16 protein-coding genes are annotated in these 17610 nt (G+C 71.4%); 4 read left to right on the top strand and 12 right to left on the bottom strand.

Annotation, left to right across the window (positions count from 1 at the left end; genetic code table 11):
* The 7 genes from VGN18_RS16950 to rsmI all read right to left on the bottom strand — a co-directional run.
* A partial coding sequence (locus tag VGN18_RS16950) for a CD225/dispanin family protein (protein WP_327540894.1) occupies window positions 1-516 on the bottom strand: 516 nt, incomplete at its 3' end.
* 102 nt (window positions 517-618) lie between these two features.
* Complete coding sequence (gene rsmA, locus VGN18_RS16945; protein WP_327540893.1) at window positions 619-1464, bottom strand: 16S rRNA (adenine(1518)-N(6)/adenine(1519)-N(6))-dimethyltransferase RsmA; 846 nt, start codon at window positions 1462-1464, stop codon at window positions 619-621.
* Between the two features lie 19 nt (window positions 1465-1483).
* Window positions 1484-2692: a ubiquitin-like domain-containing protein gene (locus VGN18_RS16940; protein ID WP_327540892.1), complete on the bottom strand. Its 1209-nt coding sequence runs from the start codon at window positions 2690-2692 to the stop codon at window positions 1484-1486.
* Between the two features lie 233 nt (window positions 2693-2925).
* Complete coding sequence (locus VGN18_RS16935) at window positions 2926-4029, bottom strand: ubiquitin-like domain-containing protein (protein ID WP_327540891.1); 1104 nt, start codon at window positions 4027-4029, stop codon at window positions 2926-2928.
* Between the two features lie 385 nt (window positions 4030-4414).
* Window positions 4415-5245 (bottom strand): TatD family hydrolase, encoded by an 831-nt coding sequence (locus VGN18_RS16930; RefSeq protein ID WP_327540890.1) that lies wholly within the window; start codon window positions 5243-5245, stop codon window positions 4415-4417.
* Window positions 5238-7034: a methionine--tRNA ligase gene (gene metG / locus VGN18_RS16925; RefSeq protein WP_327540889.1), complete on the bottom strand. Its 1797-nt coding sequence runs from the start codon at window positions 7032-7034 to the stop codon at window positions 5238-5240. The genes VGN18_RS16930 and metG overlap by 8 nt, the downstream gene beginning before the upstream one ends.
* A 44-nt stretch (window positions 7035-7078) precedes the next feature.
* Window positions 7079-7921, bottom strand: a complete 843-nt coding sequence (gene rsmI / locus VGN18_RS16920) for a 16S rRNA (cytidine(1402)-2'-O)-methyltransferase (protein WP_327540888.1) — start codon at window positions 7919-7921, stop codon at window positions 7079-7081.
* Between the two features lie 42 nt (window positions 7922-7963).
* On the opposite strand from rsmI, the gene VGN18_RS16915 reads away from it, so the two are divergent.
* Together VGN18_RS16915 and VGN18_RS16910 are read left to right on the top strand one after the other, a co-directional pair.
* Window positions 7964-9616, top strand: a complete 1653-nt coding sequence (locus VGN18_RS16915; RefSeq protein WP_327540887.1) for a dolichyl-phosphate-mannose--protein mannosyltransferase — start codon at window positions 7964-7966, stop codon at window positions 9614-9616.
* 55 nt (window positions 9617-9671) lie between these two features.
* The gene (locus VGN18_RS16910; protein ID WP_327540886.1) at window positions 9672-10757 is read left to right on the top strand and encodes a hypothetical protein; all 1086 of its coding nucleotides are present in this window, start codon (window positions 9672-9674) and stop codon (window positions 10755-10757) included.
* Between the two features lie 154 nt (window positions 10758-10911).
* Here the strand turns inward: VGN18_RS16910 and VGN18_RS16905 are convergent, their stop codons facing one another.
* Both VGN18_RS16905 and VGN18_RS16900 read right to left on the bottom strand, forming a co-directional pair.
* On the bottom strand, window positions 10912-11691 hold the full coding sequence (locus tag VGN18_RS16905) for an enoyl-CoA hydratase-related protein (RefSeq protein ID WP_327540885.1): 780 nt from the start codon (window positions 11689-11691) through the stop codon (window positions 10912-10914).
* A 3-nt stretch (window positions 11692-11694) separates the two neighbouring features.
* A complete protein-coding gene (locus tag VGN18_RS16900) occupies window positions 11695-12951 on the bottom strand; it encodes an MFS transporter (RefSeq protein ID WP_327540884.1) in 1257 nt (418 codons plus the stop codon).
* 158 nt (window positions 12952-13109) lie between these two features.
* Between VGN18_RS16900 and VGN18_RS16895 the strand changes: the two genes are divergently transcribed.
* On the top strand, window positions 13110-14639 hold the full coding sequence (locus VGN18_RS16895; protein ID WP_327540883.1) for an AMP-binding protein: 1530 nt from the start codon (window positions 13110-13112) through the stop codon (window positions 14637-14639).
* Here the strand turns inward: VGN18_RS16895 and VGN18_RS16890 are convergent.
* Entirely contained in the window at window positions 14627-15370 is a 744-nt protein-coding gene (locus tag VGN18_RS16890; RefSeq protein ID WP_327540882.1) for a phosphatase PAP2 family protein, read from the bottom strand. The two genes, VGN18_RS16895 and VGN18_RS16890, sit on opposite strands and share 13 nt — an antisense overlap.
* 145 nt (window positions 15371-15515) lie before the next feature.
* Here VGN18_RS16890 and VGN18_RS16885 point away from each other — a divergent pair, with 145 nt between their 5' ends.
* Entirely contained in the window at window positions 15516-16205 is a 690-nt protein-coding gene (locus VGN18_RS16885) for a DUF1097 family protein (protein ID WP_327540881.1), read from the top strand.
* 137 nt (window positions 16206-16342) lie between these two features.
* On the opposite strand, the gene VGN18_RS16880 is transcribed toward VGN18_RS16885, so the two are convergent.
* Together VGN18_RS16880 and VGN18_RS16875 are read right to left on the bottom strand one after the other, a co-directional pair.
* Complete coding sequence (locus tag VGN18_RS16880) at window positions 16343-16765, bottom strand: hypothetical protein (RefSeq protein WP_327540880.1); 423 nt, start codon at window positions 16763-16765, stop codon at window positions 16343-16345.
* A 77-nt stretch (window positions 16766-16842) separates the two neighbouring features.
* Window positions 16843-17508, bottom strand: a complete 666-nt coding sequence (locus VGN18_RS16875) for a hypothetical protein (protein WP_327540879.1) — start codon at window positions 17506-17508, stop codon at window positions 16843-16845.
* Window positions 17509-17610: the final 102 nt, after the last annotated feature.

Below are 17610 nucleotides of genomic sequence, written 5' to 3'. Positions count from 1 at the left end.
CGACGAGGTCGACGCCGCGAACACGACGAAGAACAGCGTGAACATCAGCACGTAGATGCCGATGCTGACGCAGAGCGAGATGATGCCGAACTTGCGCACCCGGCCCGCCTGGTACTGCGCCCCGGCGTAGTCGCCCACCAGGAGCGCGCGATCGATGTTGCTCCACGCCGAGACCAGCGAGTAGATCGCCAGCGGCCACAGGAACAGCCAGGTGACGATGAACCACCCGGTCGGCTTCGGGAAGTTGACCATCGCCGCGTAGGCGCCCTGCGGCGAGCCGTAGGGCGGGTAACCCGGCGCGCCGCCGTAGGGCTGGCCCGGATACGGCTGCTGCGGGTACGGCTGCTGACTGTACGGCTGCTGCGGGTACGGCTGCTGACCGTACGGCTCCTGCGGGTACTGCTGGCCGGGGTACGGCTGGGCGCCGTAGGTCTGGCCACCCTGGGGCGGCTCGCCCGGCTGGTCGCCCGCGCCCTTCTTCGTCCAGGGGTCGTGCGGCTGGTCCGGATTCGTCACGCCGGGCAGCTTAGTGGCCCCGCCGCTCCCAGCACCGCCACGATCTTCGTGCCACCGCCGCGCCCCGGCCCCGCCCGAGCATGCAGCTCGCGGGCGGGGCGGTCAGCGGGACGGGCGGTGCGCGGCCAGGCGGGCGAAGGCGGTGACGTCGAGCGTCTCTCCCCGCGCGCTGGGGTCGATGCCGGCCGCGCGGAGCGCGTCCTCGGCCGCTGCGGCTGAGCCGGCCCACCCGGCGAGCGCGGCCCGCAGCGTCTTGCGCCGCTGGGCGAAGGCGGCGTCGACGGCGGCGAAGACCTCGTCGCGCGTGGCGGTGGTGGCCGGCGGGTCGCGGCGGACGAGGCGCACGAGGCCGGAATCGACGTTGGGCACCGGCCAGAACACCATCCGCGGCACGGCGCCGGCGCGGGTGGTGGCGGCGTGCCAGGCGGCCTTCACGCTGGGCACCCCGTAGACCTTCGACCCCGGCGGCGCTGCGAGCCGCTCGGCGACCTCGGCCTGCACCATCACCAGACCCCGCTGGAGCGACGGCAGGGCGGCCAGGAGGTTCAGGACCACCGGCACGGCCACGTTGTACGGCAGGTTCGCGACCAGGGCCGTCGGCGGCGGCCCGGGCAGCGGGTCGAGCCGCAGCGCGTCGCCGAGCACCACGGTGAGATCCGCCGCCGGCACCCGCTCGGCCACCGTCTGCGGCAGGGCCGCGGCGAGCACGGGATCGATCTCCACCGCCGTCACCGGGTGCCCCGCCTCGAGCAGGCCGAGGGTCAGCGAGCCGAGCCCGGGCCCGACCTCGAGCACCCGCTCGCCCGGCGCCAGGTCGGCGGTGCGCACGATCCGCCGGATCGTGTTGGGGTCGTGCAGGAAGTTCTGGCCCAACGTCTTGGTCGGGCGCACGCCGAGCCGGTCGGCCAGCGCCCGGATCTCGGCCGGGCCGAGCAGCGCCGTCGTCACCGGGACGACCCTAGCTGCGTCAGTACCAGCCGTTGGCCTGCCACGACGCCCACGCGCCGCACGGGGTGCCGTAGCGCGACTTGATGTAGCCGAGGCCCCAGGTGATCTGGGTGGTGGCGTTGTTCTGCCAGTCGGGGCCGGCGCTCGCCATCTTCGAGCCGGGCAGCGCCTGCGGGATGCCGTACGCCCCGCTCGGGTTCGCCGCGTGCACGCGCCAGCCGCTCTCGTGGTTCCAGATCTGCACGAGGCAGTCGTACTGGTCCTGACCCATGCCCTCATTGGTGAGCATCTGCTGGGCGATCGCCTTGGCCGTGCCCGGGCTCGGGGCCGGCGCGGTGGGCACGCTGCTGCTGCTGCCACCGCTGCTCGGCGCGGAGCCGCCGGCGAGTTGCTGCGTGACGACCCGTTGGGTGCCGACCTTGACGACCTCGGTGCGCGGCTTGAGCACGAGCACGGAACTCAGCAGGGTGGTGCCGATGGCCTTGCCGTCGACGTAGACGACCGAGTAGGTGAGCTTGGACAGGCCGTCCCGCCCCGCGGTGAGGACCTTCGTCGTGCCGGCGGGCATCGTGCCGTCGGCGACGCGGGACGTGCTGTAGGGCACCGACTTCGAGCGGACCATGACGGTCGACCCGAGGCGCTGCACGGTGATGGTCTGCGAGGCCGACAGCACCGTGGGCAGCGCCGGCGACACCCGGTCCTGCGGGCGGAGCAGGATGCCCATGTCGTCGAGCACCTGGCCGACGGTGCCGTCCGTGGTCATCAGCTGGTTGCGGGTGCCGTCGTGCACGACGGTGACCATGCGCGGGGTGCGGATCGCGATGTCGGTGACGCCCAGCGGCAGGCGCCGCGAGCGCGACACCGAGACGAAGTCGGTGGTGGTGTAGCCCAGCTGGGCCAGGGCGATCTCGACGGTCGGCGCGGTGGTCCAGACCTCGGTGCGCCGGCCGTCGACGTTCAGCTGCAGCAGCCGCCCGCGGCGGAGCACGACCTTCATGCCGTCGGACAGCGAGGCATTCGGCGACGGCGCGACGAGATCGTGCGCGTCCGGGTGGTACCCCTTCGCCGCCAGAACCTGCCCGACCCGGCCGGCCGTGGTGTGCACCGTGGTGGTCGTGCCGTCGACGACGAGCTTCACGGTCTTGTCGACGGAGTGCCACGCCACGGGTGCGGCGATCAGTCCGGCAATGACGGCTCCGTGCAGGCCGTATCTCATGCTTCGCAGCACTGAGCGAGCTCCTCGGGGTCTCCGCGGGATGCGCCTTCGCTGGGCGGGGGGTCACGGAACTGTAACGGATGGGTGGCGAGCAGGTACACACCGGCTGGGGACAGACGGGCCACACCGTCACGAATTGCCCGACACCCGGGGTCGCCGGACGCGGAACGGCCGCGGTCACCTCTCGATGACCGCGGCCGCCCGCGTGCTTGTCGGTGAGCTCGGCTCACCGGGCGAGGCTCACCTCAGAGGTTCGCACCGCACACCGGCCAGGGGCTGGAACCCCGGGCGTCGTACACCTTCGTCGCGATCGCGATCTGCTGCTCTCGCGTGGCCAGGTCGGCCCGCGGGGCGTAGGCCCCGCCACCGTTGGACAGCCAGGTGCCGTAGTCGAACTGCAGGCCACCGTAGAAGCCGTTGCCGGTGTTGATCGACCAGTTGCCGCCCGACTCGCACGCCGCGACGGCGTCCCAGTTCAGACCGCTCGAGCTGGCCGCCGGCGCCGGGGCCGCCGGCTTCTGCTTCGTGCCGACCTTCTCGACCTGCGTGGTCGGCCGGGCCGTCACCGTGCGGTACAGGAGGGTCCGACCGGCGTACTTGCCGTCGACGAACACCACCGAGTAGGTGGCCCACGCCGAGCCTTCCTGCCCGTTCGTGATGACCTTGGTGTCGCCCTCGTACATCGACGAGTCGTTCTGCTGCACCGTCTGGTAATCGAGGGTCTCGTGCTCGCTCGAGCGCTTGAGCGTGACCCGCTGCACCACGACGGTCGTGCCGGCAGTGACCTGCGTGGTCGCAGCCGGCTTGACGCGGTCATGGGCGCCGAGCTTGATGTGCAGCTCGCTCAGCAGCTGGGCCACGGTCGGGGCGGTCGTGATGACCCGCTCGCTCGTGCGGTCGTGCTTGACCGTCACCGTCTTCGGCGCCCGCAGCTCGATGCTGGTGGCGTTCAGCGGCAACCGCTTGGACCGCGACACCGACACGAAGTCGGACGCCGGGTAACCCAGCTGGTCGAGCGCCAGCGCCACGGTGGGCGCCGTCGTCCAGATGTTCTTCTCCGTGCCGTCGACGATCAGGTGCAGGAGCCGTCCGCGCTTGAGGACGATCTTGCTGCCGTCGGCGATCTTGGCGTGAAGGTCGGGCGCGACGATGTCGTGTGCTCCTACGCGGTAGCCCGCGGTCTTCAGAGCGCCCTGCACATCGTTCGCAGAGGTCGTGATCGTTTTCGTCTGCCCGTCCACCACAACCGTGATGGGCGTGCCGCTGGCGGCGGTCGCGAAGGCGGCGGTGCCACCCACGACTCCGGCCAGAACAGCACCGTAGAGGCCGTACTTGACGCTGCGACGCAATTGGAACTCCTAACGTGAGTCGCACGCTTCGCGCACTCATTTGGTCACGTCAACGTAACGACCGTTTCCGGCCGCCTCCAAACCCGCGGGCCGCGCCCTGCCCGTTTTGTCCGGGTGTCTGCGACGGCGGCCACGCATCCCGACCGGCAGCGCTTACAGCCGCGCCGCCCCGCACCGGCAAGATCATCGGACGACGGGCCGGCGGCCTCGACCCCACAAGATCCGGGGGCTGCATCGCATTCATCAGTGAGCCCTCAACCACTCCTCGACCCCACCCAGGAAGACGGTTTCGAGCCTCCGTGCCTGCTATTGCAAGCACTTTTGTGAGGGCCACCACGCGACTCGAAATCAGGGTCTTAAGGCCCGCATTCCGGTCGCGGTCCGGTCACGTCAGGACGATGCCGAACACGCGCCGAGCGGTGGCCGTGACGGCCGCGCAGAGCGCGTCGACGTCGTGGCCGGCGGCCGCGGCCAGTCCGCGCACAGTGAGCGGAAGCAGCCGCGGGGCGTTGGGCCGCCCGCGCAAGGGATGCGGGGCCAGGAAGGGGGCATCGGTCTCGACGAGCAGGTGCTCGATCGGGGTGACGGCCGCCGCCTCGCGCAGGGCAGGGGCGTTCTTGAAGGTCACGACGCCGGGGAACGAGAGCACGTAGCCCGCGGCCGCGCACTCCCGCGCCATGGCGGCGTCGCCGGAGAAGGCATGGAAGACGACGCGCTCGGGGGCGCCCTCCTCGCGCAGGATGCGCAGCACGTCGTCGTGCGCGTCGCGGTCGTGGATCATCAGCGCCTTGCCGACCTGCTTGGCCAGGGCGATGTGGCGACGGAAGTGCTCCTGCTGCTCGGCCGGGTCGGTGCGGTCCCAGTAGTAGTCGAGCCCGGTCTCGCCCACGGCGACGACCCGGGGGTCGCGGGCGAGCCGCTCGAGCTCGGCGTAGCCGGCGTCGTCGAGACCGGCGATCTCGGTCGGATGCACGGCGACCGCGGCGTAGACGTCCGGGTGCTCGCCGGCTGCGGCGACGCACCACCGCGACGACGCGACCGTGTCGCCGACCGTCACGGCGGCATGGACGCCGACGGCCCGGGCCTCGGCCATGACGCCGGCGACGAACGCGGCATCGGCGGCGACCTCGCTGCGGAGGGCCATCGCGTCCAGGTGCGCGTGCGCGTCGAGGACCGGCGTGGTCAGCGGCTCGGCCGCTGCCGCCCGCTCACTCACCGGCGAGCCGGGCCAGCTCCTCGTCCACCACCGAGGGGTCGAGCTTGGTGAACACCGGCGTCGGAGGAGAGAGCGGCCGGCCGGCCTCGATCGGCCGCGACTCCCAGGTGGCGCCGGTGTCGTAGTCGCCCATCAGCACCGAGTACGACGGCGAGCCGACCGCCGTCTCCTCGTCGACCTCGACCAGGTCGGGCATCGCGGCCCACCGCTCGTCACCGTGCAGCAGCTGGTGGACCTTGGTCGAGGACGACGGCAGGAAGGGGGTGAGCAGGGTCTTGGCGTCGTCGACCACCTGCAGCGCGACATGCAGCACCGACGCCATGCGCTCGGGGTCGCTGTTCTTCAGCTTCCACGGCTCCATGTCGGACAGATACTTGTTCGCGGTCGAGACGACTCCCATCGCCTCGGCGATCGCCGCCTTCTGGCGCGACTTCGCGAGCAGGGCCCCGACCGACTCGAACGCAGCCCGGGACGAGGCCAGCAGGGCGTGGTCGGCGTCGGTCAGCGCGCCCGGCTCGGGGATGGCACCCAGGTTCTTGGCCGTCATCGAGACGGTGCGGTTGACCAGGTTGCCCCAGCCGGCGACCAGCTCGTCGTTGTTGCGCCGGACGAACTCCGACCAGGTGAAGTCGGTGTCTTGTGTTTCCGGACCCGCCGTAGCCAGGTAGTAGCGCAGCGCATCGGGGTCGTAGCGGGACAGCATGTCCCCCACGTAGATGACGACGTTGCGCGAGGACGAGAACTTCCTGCCCTCCATGGTCAGGAACTCGCTCGACACCACCTCGAACGGCCGGTTCAGCGCGCCCAGCGAGCCCGGCTCGCCGCCCTTGGCGCCGATGCCGGAGTAGCCCATCAGCATCGCCGGCCAGATCTCCGCGTGGAAGACGATGTTGTCCTTGCCCATGAAGTAATAGGACTGTGAATCCGGGTCCTGCCACCAGGCCCGCCAGGCCTCGGGGTCGCCCGTGCGCTGCGCCCACTCGATCGAGGCCGACAAGTAGCCGACGACGGCGTCGAACCACACGTAGATGGACTTGTCCGGGCGGTCACGCCAGCCGTCGAGCGGCACCGGGATGCCCCACTCGAGGTCGCGGGTGTAGGAGCGCGGCTTGAGGTCGTCGAGCAGGTTCAGGCTGAACTTCTGCACGTTCGGACGCCAGTGGGTCTGCTTCTTGAGCCAGGTGGCCAGCACCTCGGCGAAGGCCGGCAGGTCGAGCATCATCTGCTCGATCTCGACGAACTTCGGCGTCTCGCCGTTGATCTTGCTCACCGGGTCGATCAGGTCGATCGGGTCGAGCTGGTTGCCACAGTTGTCGCACTGGTCGCCCCGCGCGTGCGGGTAGCCGCAGATCGGGCAGGTGCCCTCGATGTAGCGGTCGGGCAGGGTGCGCCCGGTCGACGGGCTGATCGCGCCCATCTGGGTCTGCGGGAATACGTAACCGTTGGCGAGCAGGCCGAGGAAGATCTCCTGCGCGATCGCGTAGTGGTTCTGCGTCGTCGTCCGGGTGAACAGGTCGTAGGAGAGCCCGAGCTGCTGCAGGTCCTTGGCGATGATCAGCGCGTTGCGGTCGGCGAGTTCGCGCGGGGTGACGCCCTCCTTGTCGGCCTGCACCTGGATCGGCGTGCCGTGCTCGTCGGTGCCACTGACCATCAGCACCTTCTTGCCCGCCATCCGCTGGTAGCGGCTGAAGACGTCGGACGGGACGCCGAAGCCGGCGACGTGTCCGATGTGGCGCGGCCCGTTGGCGTACGGCCACGCGACGGCCGTCAGAACATGCTGGTTGGTCACCCGGCAAGCCTAGTGAGGCCGGGCGACCCGGTTCGCGCGAGTCGTCAGCGCTTGGCCGCGACCACGGCGTCGAAGACCGCGCGCTTCGGCACGCCCCGCGCCCGGGCCACCTCGGCGATGGCCTCCTTGCGGGGCTGTCCGGCCGCCTCGCGGGCCGCGACCTCGGCCGCGAGGTCGGCCGGGTTCGACTCGTCGGCGCCGGCGACGGCACCGGCGACGACTACGGTTATCTCCCCGCGGACGTCACCCGCGGCCCAGCCGGCCAACTCGCCGAGGCCGCCCCGGCGCACCTCTTCATAGGTCTTGGTGAGCTCGCGGCACACGGCGGCCGGCCGGTCGGGGCCGAACGCGTCGCGCAGGTCGGCGAGGGCGGCCCCGAGCCGGTGCGGCGCCTCGAAGAAGACCATCGTCCGGGGCTCGGCGGCCAGCGCCTCGAGCGCGCGGCGCCGCTCCCCCGGCTTGCGGGGCAGGAAGCCCTCGAAGCAGAACCGGTCGACCGGCAGCCCGGACACCGCGAGCGCGGTCGTCACCGCCGACGGGCCGGGCAGGCAGGTGACCGGCAGCCCCTCGGCGACCGCGGCCGCGACGAGCCGGTAGCCGGGGTCCGACACCGAGGGCATCCCGGCGTCGGTCACGACCAGCACGTCCTCGCCCGCGCGCAGGGCCTCCAGGAGCTGGGGCACCCGGCCCGACTCGTTGGCGTCGAAGAACGACACGACGCGCCCGGTCGGCGTGACCTCGAGGTCGGTGCACAGCCGGTGCAGGCGCCGGGTGTCCTCGGCGGCGATGATCGGGACGCTCGCGAGCGCGGCTCGCAGCCGGGCCGACGCGTCGCCGGCCTGCCCCAGCGGCGTCGCCGCGAGGATGACGGTGCCGTCGAGGTCCACGGACGAACCCTATTGCCCGGGCCGCCCCCTACTATCGACGGCGTGACGGCGACGCTCGAGGCACCGGCAGACGCCGTCGAACCCGAGGACGCCCCGGCCGACCCGCCGGAGCCGTCGCGCCCGGTGCCGGCGGCGCTCGCGCCGTGGGACGATCCGCACCCGATCATCGGCTGGGTGCTCACCCTGCTCGTCACCGCCGGGGCGGTCGTCACCCGGTTCTGGGCGCTGGGCTTCCCGCCCGGCCGGAACTCGATCCCGAAGACCGGGTTCAACTTCGACGAGGTCTACTACGCGACCGAGGCGCAGGAGATGCTGCGCTACGGCTACGAGGACAACCGCGGCTACATGTTCATCGTCCACCCGCCGGTGGGCAAGTGGCTGATCGCGCTGTCGGAGAAGCTGTGGGACAGCCCGGGCGGGTCGAACCAGTGGCTGACCAACTCGATCGGCTGGCGCATCGCGCCCGCGCTCGCCGGGGTGCTCGGCGTCGTGCTGGTGATGCGCATCGCCCGCCGGATGATGCGCTCGAACCTGTTCGGCTTCATCGCCGGGCTGCTGATGACCTTCGAGGGCATGTCGCTCGTGCTCGCCCGCACCGCGATCCTCGACATCTTCCTGCAGCTGTTCGTCATCGCCGCGTTCGGCGCCCTCGTCGTCGACCGCGACCGCATGCGGGCCCGGCTCGCCCGGCTGATCGCCGACGGCGCCGACCTCAGCGCCGGCGCGCCGTCGCTCGGCCCGCGCCCGTGGCGCCTGCTCGCGGGTGTCATGTTCGGGCTGGCCTGCGGGGTGAAGTGGACCGCGCTGTCCTTCTTCCTCGCCTTCGCCGTGCTGTCGATCGTCTGGGACCGCGCCGCCCTCAAGTCGGCCGGCGTGCGCAAGCCGGCCGGGTCGCTGCTGCGGCGCTCGATGCTGCCGGCGCTCGGCTCGCTGATCGTCGCGCCGGTCGCCACCTACCTGTTCACCTACCTCGGTTGGTTCACCGGCGAGAACTCGTGGAACCGGCACTGGGCCGACTCGCACTCGGCGTCGACGCACCTGAACCTGCTCGGGCTGAAGGTGCCCTTCGACTGGAGCTGGGTGCCCGGACCGATCCGCTCGCTGGGCTCGTACCACCTCGACGCCTACCGGTTCCACCAGGGCCTCGACAGTGGGCACGCCTACCAGTCGAGCCCGTGGAGCTGGTTCGTCCTCGGCCGGCCGGTCGACTTCTACTACGACGGATCGTCCACCCAGTGCGGCGCGTCGTCGTGCTCGCGCGAGGTGCTGCTGATCGGCACCCCGCTGATGTGGTGGGCCTTCGCGCCGATGCTGCTGTGGCTCGCGTGGCACTGGATCACCACCCGCGACTGGCGGGCCGGAGCGGTCTGGGTCGCGTTCCTGGCCGGGTGGCTGTTCTGGTTCCAGAACCTGGCCCGGACGATGTTCCTCTTCTACATGGCGCCGTTCGTGCCGTTCCTGGTCATCGGGGTCACCCTCGCCCTCGGCGTGATGCTCGGCCCGGCACTGGGCCCCGAACCCGATGCCGCCCGTGCGCACCGGGCCCGGCGCCGCCGGGTGTGGGGGATAGCCGGGATCTCGACCTACCTCGCGCTGGTCGCCGTCGACTTCGCGTGGATGTGGCCGATCTTCACCGGCGGCCTGCTCACCTACGACCAGTGGCACGCGCACATGTGGCTGCCGTCCTGGGTATGACGCGCTCGGCCTGGGTATGACTCGACGGAGTCGAACTTTCAGGAGGAAAACCGTCATGAGTCTGTCCGCCAAGATGCGGCGCGCCCCGATGCGCGCAGTCAGCGGCGCTTTCATCGTCAATTCCGGCGTCGGCAAGCTGGGGGTCGACGAGGCCACCGCGAAGCAGCTGCACGGCCTGGCGACCGGCACGTACGGCTTCCTCGACAAGGTCGACCCGAAGCTGTTCGCGAAGGCGCTCGGTGCGGGCGAGATCGCCCTCGGCGGCGCGCTGCTGCTCCCCCTCGTCCCGCCGTTCGTGGCGGGCGCGGCGCTGGCCGGCTTCTCCGGCGCGCTGCTCAACATGTACTGGAACACCCCGAGCATGCACGAGGACGGCAGCCCGCGGCCGACCCCGCAGGGCACCGGCGTCGCGAAGGACGTCTTCATGCTCGGCATGGGCGTCGGGCTGATGGCCGACTCCGTGTTCGAGCCCGCGCACGACAAGAAGGTCGAGATCGCTTCGACCGTCGCCGAGCGCCGCCACGGCAAGGCCGCCCGCAAGGCCCGCAAGGAGGCCAAGCAGGCCCGCGCCGAGGCGCGGGCCCACGCGTTGGCGGTCACCCGCGAGACGCAGGCCGACCTCACCAAGCGCGCGAGCAAGGCGCTGGACAAGGCCCAGAAGAAGGCCCGCAAGTCCGACGCGCTGAAGAAGGCCCAGCACGCGTCCGACGTCGCGGCCCAGCGGCTGGCCGGGATGCGCGACGAGTACGCGCCGGTCGTGGCCGAGAAGGCGAAGACCCTGCGCGAGGCGGCACTCGACGCCCGCGACGAGTACGCCCCCGTCGTCGCGGCCCGGGCCAAGCAGCTGCGCGAGGCCGCGCTGGACGCCCGCGACGAGTACGCGCCGGTCGTCGCCGGGAAGGCCAAGACCCTGCGCGACGCGGTGCTGGACGCCCGCGACGAGTACGCGCCGGTCGTCGCCGGGAAGGCCAAGACCCTGCGCGATGCGGCGCTGGACGCCCGCGACGAGTACGGCCCGATCGCGGCCGAGCGCGCCCGCCAGGCCCGCTACGCCGCGCGTGAGGCGTCGCTGCGCTTCGTCGACGCCACCTCCGAGGCCGCCTCGACCGCCAAGGAGAAGGCGCAGAAGGCCGTCCGCTAGAACATCCTGAACACACTGCGACCCCGGGAGATCCTCCCGGGGTCGCAGTCGTTTCGGTCGGGTCGGGGGTCAGATCAACGGCATCCAGTTCCGGCACATCGCCGTATGGGTGGTCTGTCCGGATCGGATCGCGCCGAACCCGGTCACACCGGAATCAGCGACCGCGTCTCCACTCCGGCTTCCGCTTGCCGAGGAACGCGTGCATGCCCTCGGCGGCGTCGTCCAACTGGCTCGCCGCGGCCATGACCTCAACGGCGTACGCGTAGGCCTTCGGCTGGTCGAGGTCGACCTGGGCGTAGAACGCCTGCTTGCCCAGCCCCTTGCTCTCGGCACTGCCGCGGGTGACCCGCTCGAGCAGGTCCTGCACCGCGGAGTCCAGCTGCTCGTCGGGCACCACCCGGTTGACCAGGCCCCACTCGGCCGCGGTGCGGGCGTCGACGACGTCGCCCGAGAGCGCCATCTCCAGCGCCCGCTTGCGCCCCACGTTGCGGGCGATGGCCACGGCGGGGGTGTGGCAGAACCAGCCACCCTTGCCGCCGGGCAGGCAGAAGCCGGCCGATTCGGCGGCGACGGCGAGGTCGCAGCTCGCGACGAGCTGGCAGCCGGCCGCGGTGGCCAGGGCGTGGACGCGGGCGACGACCGGCTGCGGGATCTCCTGCATCAGGTTCATCAGCCGGGTGCAGGTGACCAGCAGGGCTCGCACCTCGGCGTGCTCGTGGTCGACGACATCGGCGAAGTCGTGCCCGGCCGAGAAGACCGGGCCGGTCGAGGCGAGGACGACGCCCAGGGTGTCGCTCGCACCGACCGTGGTGAACGCGTCGATCAGCTCGTCGAGCGTCTGCCGGGCCAGCGCGTTGCGCTTGCCCGGATTGGCGAGCGTGACCGCGGTGAAGTCGCCCTCGCGCCGGACCGTGATGTTCTCGTAGTCGACCATGCCTCAGTCTGCCCCGGCCGGGTGCGCGACCGGAAGCCGCGCCGACCGCGCCGACCGGGCCGAGCGGGCCAGCCACAGCGCGGTGAGGGCCGACAGCCCGGTGAGCACCAGGATCGGCCGCACCAGGTGGTCGGTCGTCACGAACGCGGTGGTGAGCAGCGGCGCGGAGAAGCCGACGTAGGCCCAGGTGTAGAACAACCCGTTGCACGCCCCGCGGGTCGAGGGCGTCGACAGCTCGTGGACGAGGGTCAGCCCGGCGTTCAGGCACAGCCCGCCACCAGCGCCGAGGGACGCGCCGCCCAGGAACACCAGCCCGGCCGAGTCGGGCGCGGCCGCGAGGGCACCGAGCGCGTAGCCGGCCGCCCCGAGCGCGGCGCCGACCGCCCCGCGGTAGCGACCGAGGCGGGCGGCGAACGGCTGCACGACCGCCCCCATGCCGAGCGTCACCGCGCCCAACACCCCGAGGAACACGACGAGATGGTCGCGGTGGCTCAGCAGCAGCGGCAGGACGGTGATCGTCACCGACGGGAACGCGTAGACGCAGATGGCGGTCGGGATCAAGGTGCGCCGGAAGGTACGGCGGGCCGGCCGGTCGAGCCCGGTGCGCGGACGCAGGCTGGCCCCGCGCCACCCGCCGTGATCGCCGCTCCACGCGGCCCGGCCGCCGATGGCGCCCGCGACGAGCAGCATCAGCGCGACGAGCACCGCGTGCACCAGGAAGGGCAGGGTCAGCGGGTCGGGCCCGTAGCCGGCGAGCAGGCCCGAGGTCAGCGGGCCGAGGCAGAAGCCGATGTTGAGCGCGAGCGAGGCGCGGCGGGCCGCGGCCGGGGCATGGTCGGCGCCGACGATGTCCTGCAACCAGGCACTGCCGACGCTGAACGCAGCCCCCGAGGCGAGCCCCTGCACAAAGCGGGCGGCGTAGAGCAGCGCGGTGGCGTCGGAGCCGACGAGGAACAGCAGCGACGCCCCGCCCGCGAGCACGACCGACGGCACGAGCACCCGCAGCCGGCCGTAGCGGTCCGAGGCCGGTCCGCCGAGCAGCAGCGACGGCGCCAGCCCCAGCGCGTAGACCCCGAAGATCGCGTTCACGTCGGACGGCGAGAGGTGCAGCGCCGCGCGGTAGAGCGGGAGCAGCGGGGTGGCGACGTTGGTGCCGAACGCCGCGCCGAAGAGGAGGGCGACAGCGGCCCACCACAGGGGCAGGCGACGGAGCGGGACCGCCTCGGCAGCGGTCCCGTCGTCGATCCCGGGGAGCGTCATCGACCTCCTACCTGCCCATCCTGGCCCCGACTTCCGACATTTCGGTATCTCCGTCCGGGGAGGGTGCGACCGTCCATTCGGGTATGGCGCGCGGTGCCGGATGTCGGTGTAATCGCGATGGGGCCGTTCCGGGCGGCCGTGATTCGGAGGCTTGCGACGTGTACTACCCGCTGACCGTCAACGACTTCATCGATCGGGCCGAGCACGTCTACCCCGACCGCGTCGCGATCGTCGACGAACCCGACCAGCCGGCCCGCAGCCTCGGCGAGCTGACCTACCGCGAGATGGCGACGAACGCGCGGGGCCAGGCGGCGAAGCTCGACCGGCTCGGGGTGCCGGTCGGCGGGCGCGTGGCGTTCGTGTCGCAGAACTCGGCCCGGTTGCTGACGTCCTTCTACGGGGTGTCGGGCTACGGCCGGGTGCTCGTGCCGATCAACTTCCGGCTCAGCCGGGCCGAGATCACCTACATCGTCGAGCACTCGGGCTCGGACGTCGTCTACGTCGACCCCGAGCAGAAGGCGATCTTCGACGCGCTCGACGTTCCCCACAAGTTCCTGCTCGGCGAGGACGACGACCTCTACCTGCCCGACACCGAGCCCCGGCCGTGGGCCGAGCGCGACGAGGCCGCCACCGCGACGATCAACTACACGTCGGGCACGACGGCCCGGCCGAAGGGCGTGCAGCTCACCCACCGCAACAACTGGCTCAACGCCACCGTGTTCGGCCTGCACACGACCATCAGCGACCGCGACGTCTACCTGCACACGCTGCCGATGTTCCACGCCAACGGCTGGGGCATGCCGTTCGGTATCACCGGCGTCGGCGGGCAGCACGTGGTGCTGCGCAAGGTCGACGGCACCGAGATCCTGCGCCGCATCGAGCGGCACGGCGTCACCCTCATGTGCGCCGCGCCGGCCGTGATCGCCGCCGCCCTCGACGCCGCCCCGAACTGGGACGGCGAGATCCCCGGCCGCGACCGCGTGCGGATCATCGTGGCCGGGGCCCCTCCCCCGACACGCACGATCGAGCGGGTGCTCGACGAGCTGGGCTGGGAGTTCATCCAGATCTACGGCCTCACCGAGACCTCGCCGCTGGTAACTGTCAACCGCCAGCGCCGCGAGTGGGACGGCCTGCCCGCGCACGACCGCGCCAAGCTGCTCGGCCGGGCCGGCGCGCCCGCGCTCGGCGTGCGGGTGACGATCGACGCCGGGGGCGAGGTGCTCACCGCCTCGAACCACAACCTCGACGGCTACTGGCAGCAGCCCGACGCGACCGCCGAGGCCCAGGCCGACAACTGGTTCCACACCGGCGACGGCGGCATCCTCGACGACGACGGCTACCTCGTCATCTCCGACCGCAAGAAGGACGTCATCATCTCCGGCGGCGAGAACGTGTCGTCGATCGAGGTCGAGGACGCGCTGATGTCGCACGCCGCGGTGAAGGAGGTCGCGGTCATCGGTGTGCCGGACGAGAAGTGGGGCGAACTCGTCACCGCGCTCGTCGTCACCGACGGCAGCGAGATCACCGACAGGGAGCTGATCGCGCACTGCCGCGAGGTGCTGGCCGGCTACAAGTGCCCGAAGCGGATCGAGTTCGTCGCCGAACTCCCGCGCACGGCCACCGGCAAGCTGCAGAAGTTCAAGCTGCGCGAGAAGTTCTGGGCGGGCTACGAGCGTCAGGTGAACTGAGCTCGACCGCGACGGCGGCGCTCGCCCACCGCGTCGGTGGCGAGCGCCACGCCGGCGACGCAGGCCGCGGTCAGCAGGATCGCCCCGAGGGTGTCGGTGGCGAAGTGGTAGTGGTTGCGCACGAGCCCGGCCGCGGCGATCAGGGTCCAGAGCGCGAGCACGACGAGCAGCGCGGCCCGCAGCCGCCGGGCCATCGGCACGAGCAGCGCCAGCAGCGCGAGTTCGACCGTCACCGCCGTCACCCCGGTCTCGTGACCGCTGGGGAAGGCATAGCCGCGGGCCGCGACCAGCGTGACGCCGCCCGGCGGCCGGTGCGTCGCGTAGTACGGGTCCTCGGTGAGGTCGACCACGAGCCGGCGGCCGACCAGGGGTTTGAACACGACCTCGGCCAGCACGATGGCGAGCGTCGGGGCGATCACCGCCCAGACCACGGCGTCCCACCGGCGCGCGAGGCCCGCGGCCAGCACGACGAGCACGAGGATCGACGTCGTCACCTTCGGCTCGCTGAGCCCCAGCATGACGGTGGCCGTCCGGAACCCGACGTGGCTGAACAGCCATTCGTCGACGGCGGTGTCGGGGCCGGTCTCGGCGTTCGTGCCGACCAGCGACAGCGCGAGCGCGGTGAACCCGGCCAGGCCCATCAGAACGGCGACGAGGACACCGAGGCGCCGCCTCGGCGCGATCAGGGTCGGGCGGGTCACCCGCTGGGGGGCGAGGCCGACCGCTGTCATCCGTGCAGTCTCCCAGCGCGAACTGTGCGGCGCTCATGGGAGATCGGAATCGCCGCAGGTGCAGCGCGGAGCGATCCGGCGAGTTCCCCGTACCTGTCGCGTATTGAGACCAGAGACCGTCCGTCCCGTCCCGACAATGAGCCGCATGATTGAACGCGCGAAGCAAGCCGTCCCGCTCGCCCTGGTGATCGGTCTCCTCGCCGCCCTGTGGGTCGAGTTCAGCCTCAATTTCACCTTTCACTGGGTGACGGACGGCGACCTCGGTATCGGGCTGAGCCTGCCGAGCAACTTCCACCTCATCGTCCCGGCGGCGTTCGTGTCCTGGGGCTTCTTCTTCGCCGCCGGGGCCGACACCGCCGCCTTCACCAAGGTCGTGATCGCCTCGGTCGTGGGGACGGTCGGCGGCCTGCTGCTCATGGTCGTCGCGCCCGCCCTCGCCGACCTGCCCGACTTCTGGGGCATCGCGGTGACGGTCGCCGTGCTCGCGTTCGTCGTCGTGGTCGCGACCTGCATCGGCGACATGTACTACGTGCCCGCGGTCTTCGGCGCGTTCGCCGCCACGGTCTTCTGGTGGATCGCGACCGGCCTGGACGGCTGGGCCAAGAACGGCGGCGGCATCGGCAACAGCGTGGCCGCGCTCGCCAAGCCGGCCACCGCCGGCACCGGTGCGTTCGGCGGCGTGCTCTCGACGCCGGTCGCCTGGGTCTTCGTCGACACGTTGGTGACGCTGCTGATCGGCACCCTGCTGGGCGTCGCATCGGTGCGGCTCACCGCGATCGTCACACCGCGTCCGGCCGCGAGCGCACCGGCCCGCGAGACCGCGGCCACCGCCTGACTGCGTCGTTCAGCGCTACTGCGGCCTCGTCGCCGGCGATTGCGCCGGCCCGTCGTACGGCAGGCATCGCGGTGGCGGCGACTGTCAGATCCGGTCGTGGTGCTTCGGCGGCACCGGCTACGCCTGCTCGACGTCCCTCACGGCGCCGTCGTCGGGCTACCGGTCGCTAGTGATCTGGGAGAACCGCTGACCCGCAGCGCGGCGAGACCGCACGCGACCACGACGGTCTCGGCGACCACCGACACGATGCCGAGCGGTTCGAACCAATTGCCGACGTCATCGGCCAACTGCGGGAACGCGATGACGCGGGTGAGTACGTAGCCGACCATCGCCAGGCCGCAGGTCGTCACGGCGAGCCGGTAGACGATCGGCGGGTCGGTGCTGATCAGCGTCGCGCCGAGCACGATGCAGGCCGACGACAGCACGATGAACAGCACGCCCATGTAGGGCGCCTCCTGCAGGTGCGCGGCGATCACCGGGAGGTGCGCCGCCGCAGCGACGAGAACCGCCGCGGCGGCCACCCACCGGACCCGCGACTCCAGCGGGGTGGGGAACGACATCGGATCTCCTCCGATCTGTTGGGGACGGTGCCGCCGGTCCGGACGCTGCCCTGGGGCGTCCGGACCGGCGTCCCGGGCTAACCCTGGTTGGCGTAGAAGAAGAGGAACAGGTTGGTCGGGATCGGCCCGACGATGTTCTTGTTCTTCTTCGCGATCTGGTTCAGCAGGTAACCGGTCGACTTGTGCGCGCGCAGGTCGTCGAAGGTCGCCTTGCTCGTGACACCCACGACCCGGACGTCCCACCACTCGACGGCGCCCTGGTTCAGCGTGGTCAGGAAGTGGTCATGGCCGGGCGTGGCGAAGTTCTTCAGCGCGGCGGTCAGCTGGGCGGCGGTGAGCTGCGGGTACAGCCCCTTCAGCGCCGGCTCGAGCCGGGTGAGGTCCATCGTGCCCGGGTGGTCGATGCAGACGAGCTTGCTCGGGCAGTCGATCATCGCGCCGGGCTGGTTGAAGCCGAGCGGCACGGTGATGTACAGCGGGTCGAAGTTCTTGGCCGGAGCGTGGTTGTACTTCTGGCCGGCCTCGCAGGCGGTGGCCGCGGCCGACCTCACCGACGTGTCGCAGAAGTAGCCGCGCGTGTAGGTGAACGACACGGTCTTGCCCGCGTAGTACCCCTTCGTCATGCCGTACCCGTTGATGCCCTGGTGGCCGGTAGTCGCGGTGGCGGCCACCGCTACCCCGAGTCCACCGGTAACGACGACGGCGGCCGACGCGACGGTCAGCAGCTTTCGCCGCAAAGTCATGCTGGCAAATCCCATGACGGATTCCCCTTTCGTGCGCCGACCACCGTGATCGGCGTCTCATGGGGTTCGTCGCGGTGTCGGCTCGCGGTTTCACGAATTCTG

This window comes from Jatrophihabitans sp., assembly GCF_036000465.1.
Classification (GTDB): Bacteria; Actinomycetota; Actinomycetes; order Mycobacteriales; family Jatrophihabitantaceae; genus Jatrophihabitans.
The sequence above is the reverse complement of the archived record's forward strand: the minus strand, read 5'-3'. Positions and strand labels throughout refer to the sequence as shown.

Bases quoted from the DNA above. Each gene is read 5' to 3' on its own strand.
- VGN18_RS16910 (WP_327540886.1), top strand. From the start codon at position 9,672: ATGAGTCTGTCCGCCAAGATGCGGCGCGCCCCGATGCGCGCAGTCAGC.
- VGN18_RS16905 (WP_327540885.1), bottom strand. From the start codon at position 11,691: ATGGTCGACTACGAGAACATCACGGTCCGGCGCGAGGGCGACTTCACC.
- VGN18_RS16900 (WP_327540884.1), bottom strand. From the start codon at position 12,951: ATGACGCTCCCCGGGATCGACGACGGGACCGCTGCCGAGGCGGTCCCG.
- VGN18_RS16890 (WP_327540882.1), bottom strand. From the start codon at position 15,370: ATGACAGCGGTCGGCCTCGCCCCCCAGCGGGTGACCCGCCCGACCCTG.
- VGN18_RS16885 (WP_327540881.1), top strand. From the start codon at position 15,516: ATGATTGAACGCGCGAAGCAAGCCGTCCCGCTCGCCCTGGTGATCGGT.
- VGN18_RS16880 (WP_327540880.1), bottom strand. From the start codon at position 16,765: ATGTCGTTCCCCACCCCGCTGGAGTCGCGGGTCCGGTGGGTGGCCGCC.
- VGN18_RS16875 (WP_327540879.1), bottom strand. From the start codon at position 17,508: ATGACTTTGCGGCGAAAGCTGCTGACCGTCGCGTCGGCCGCCGTCGTC.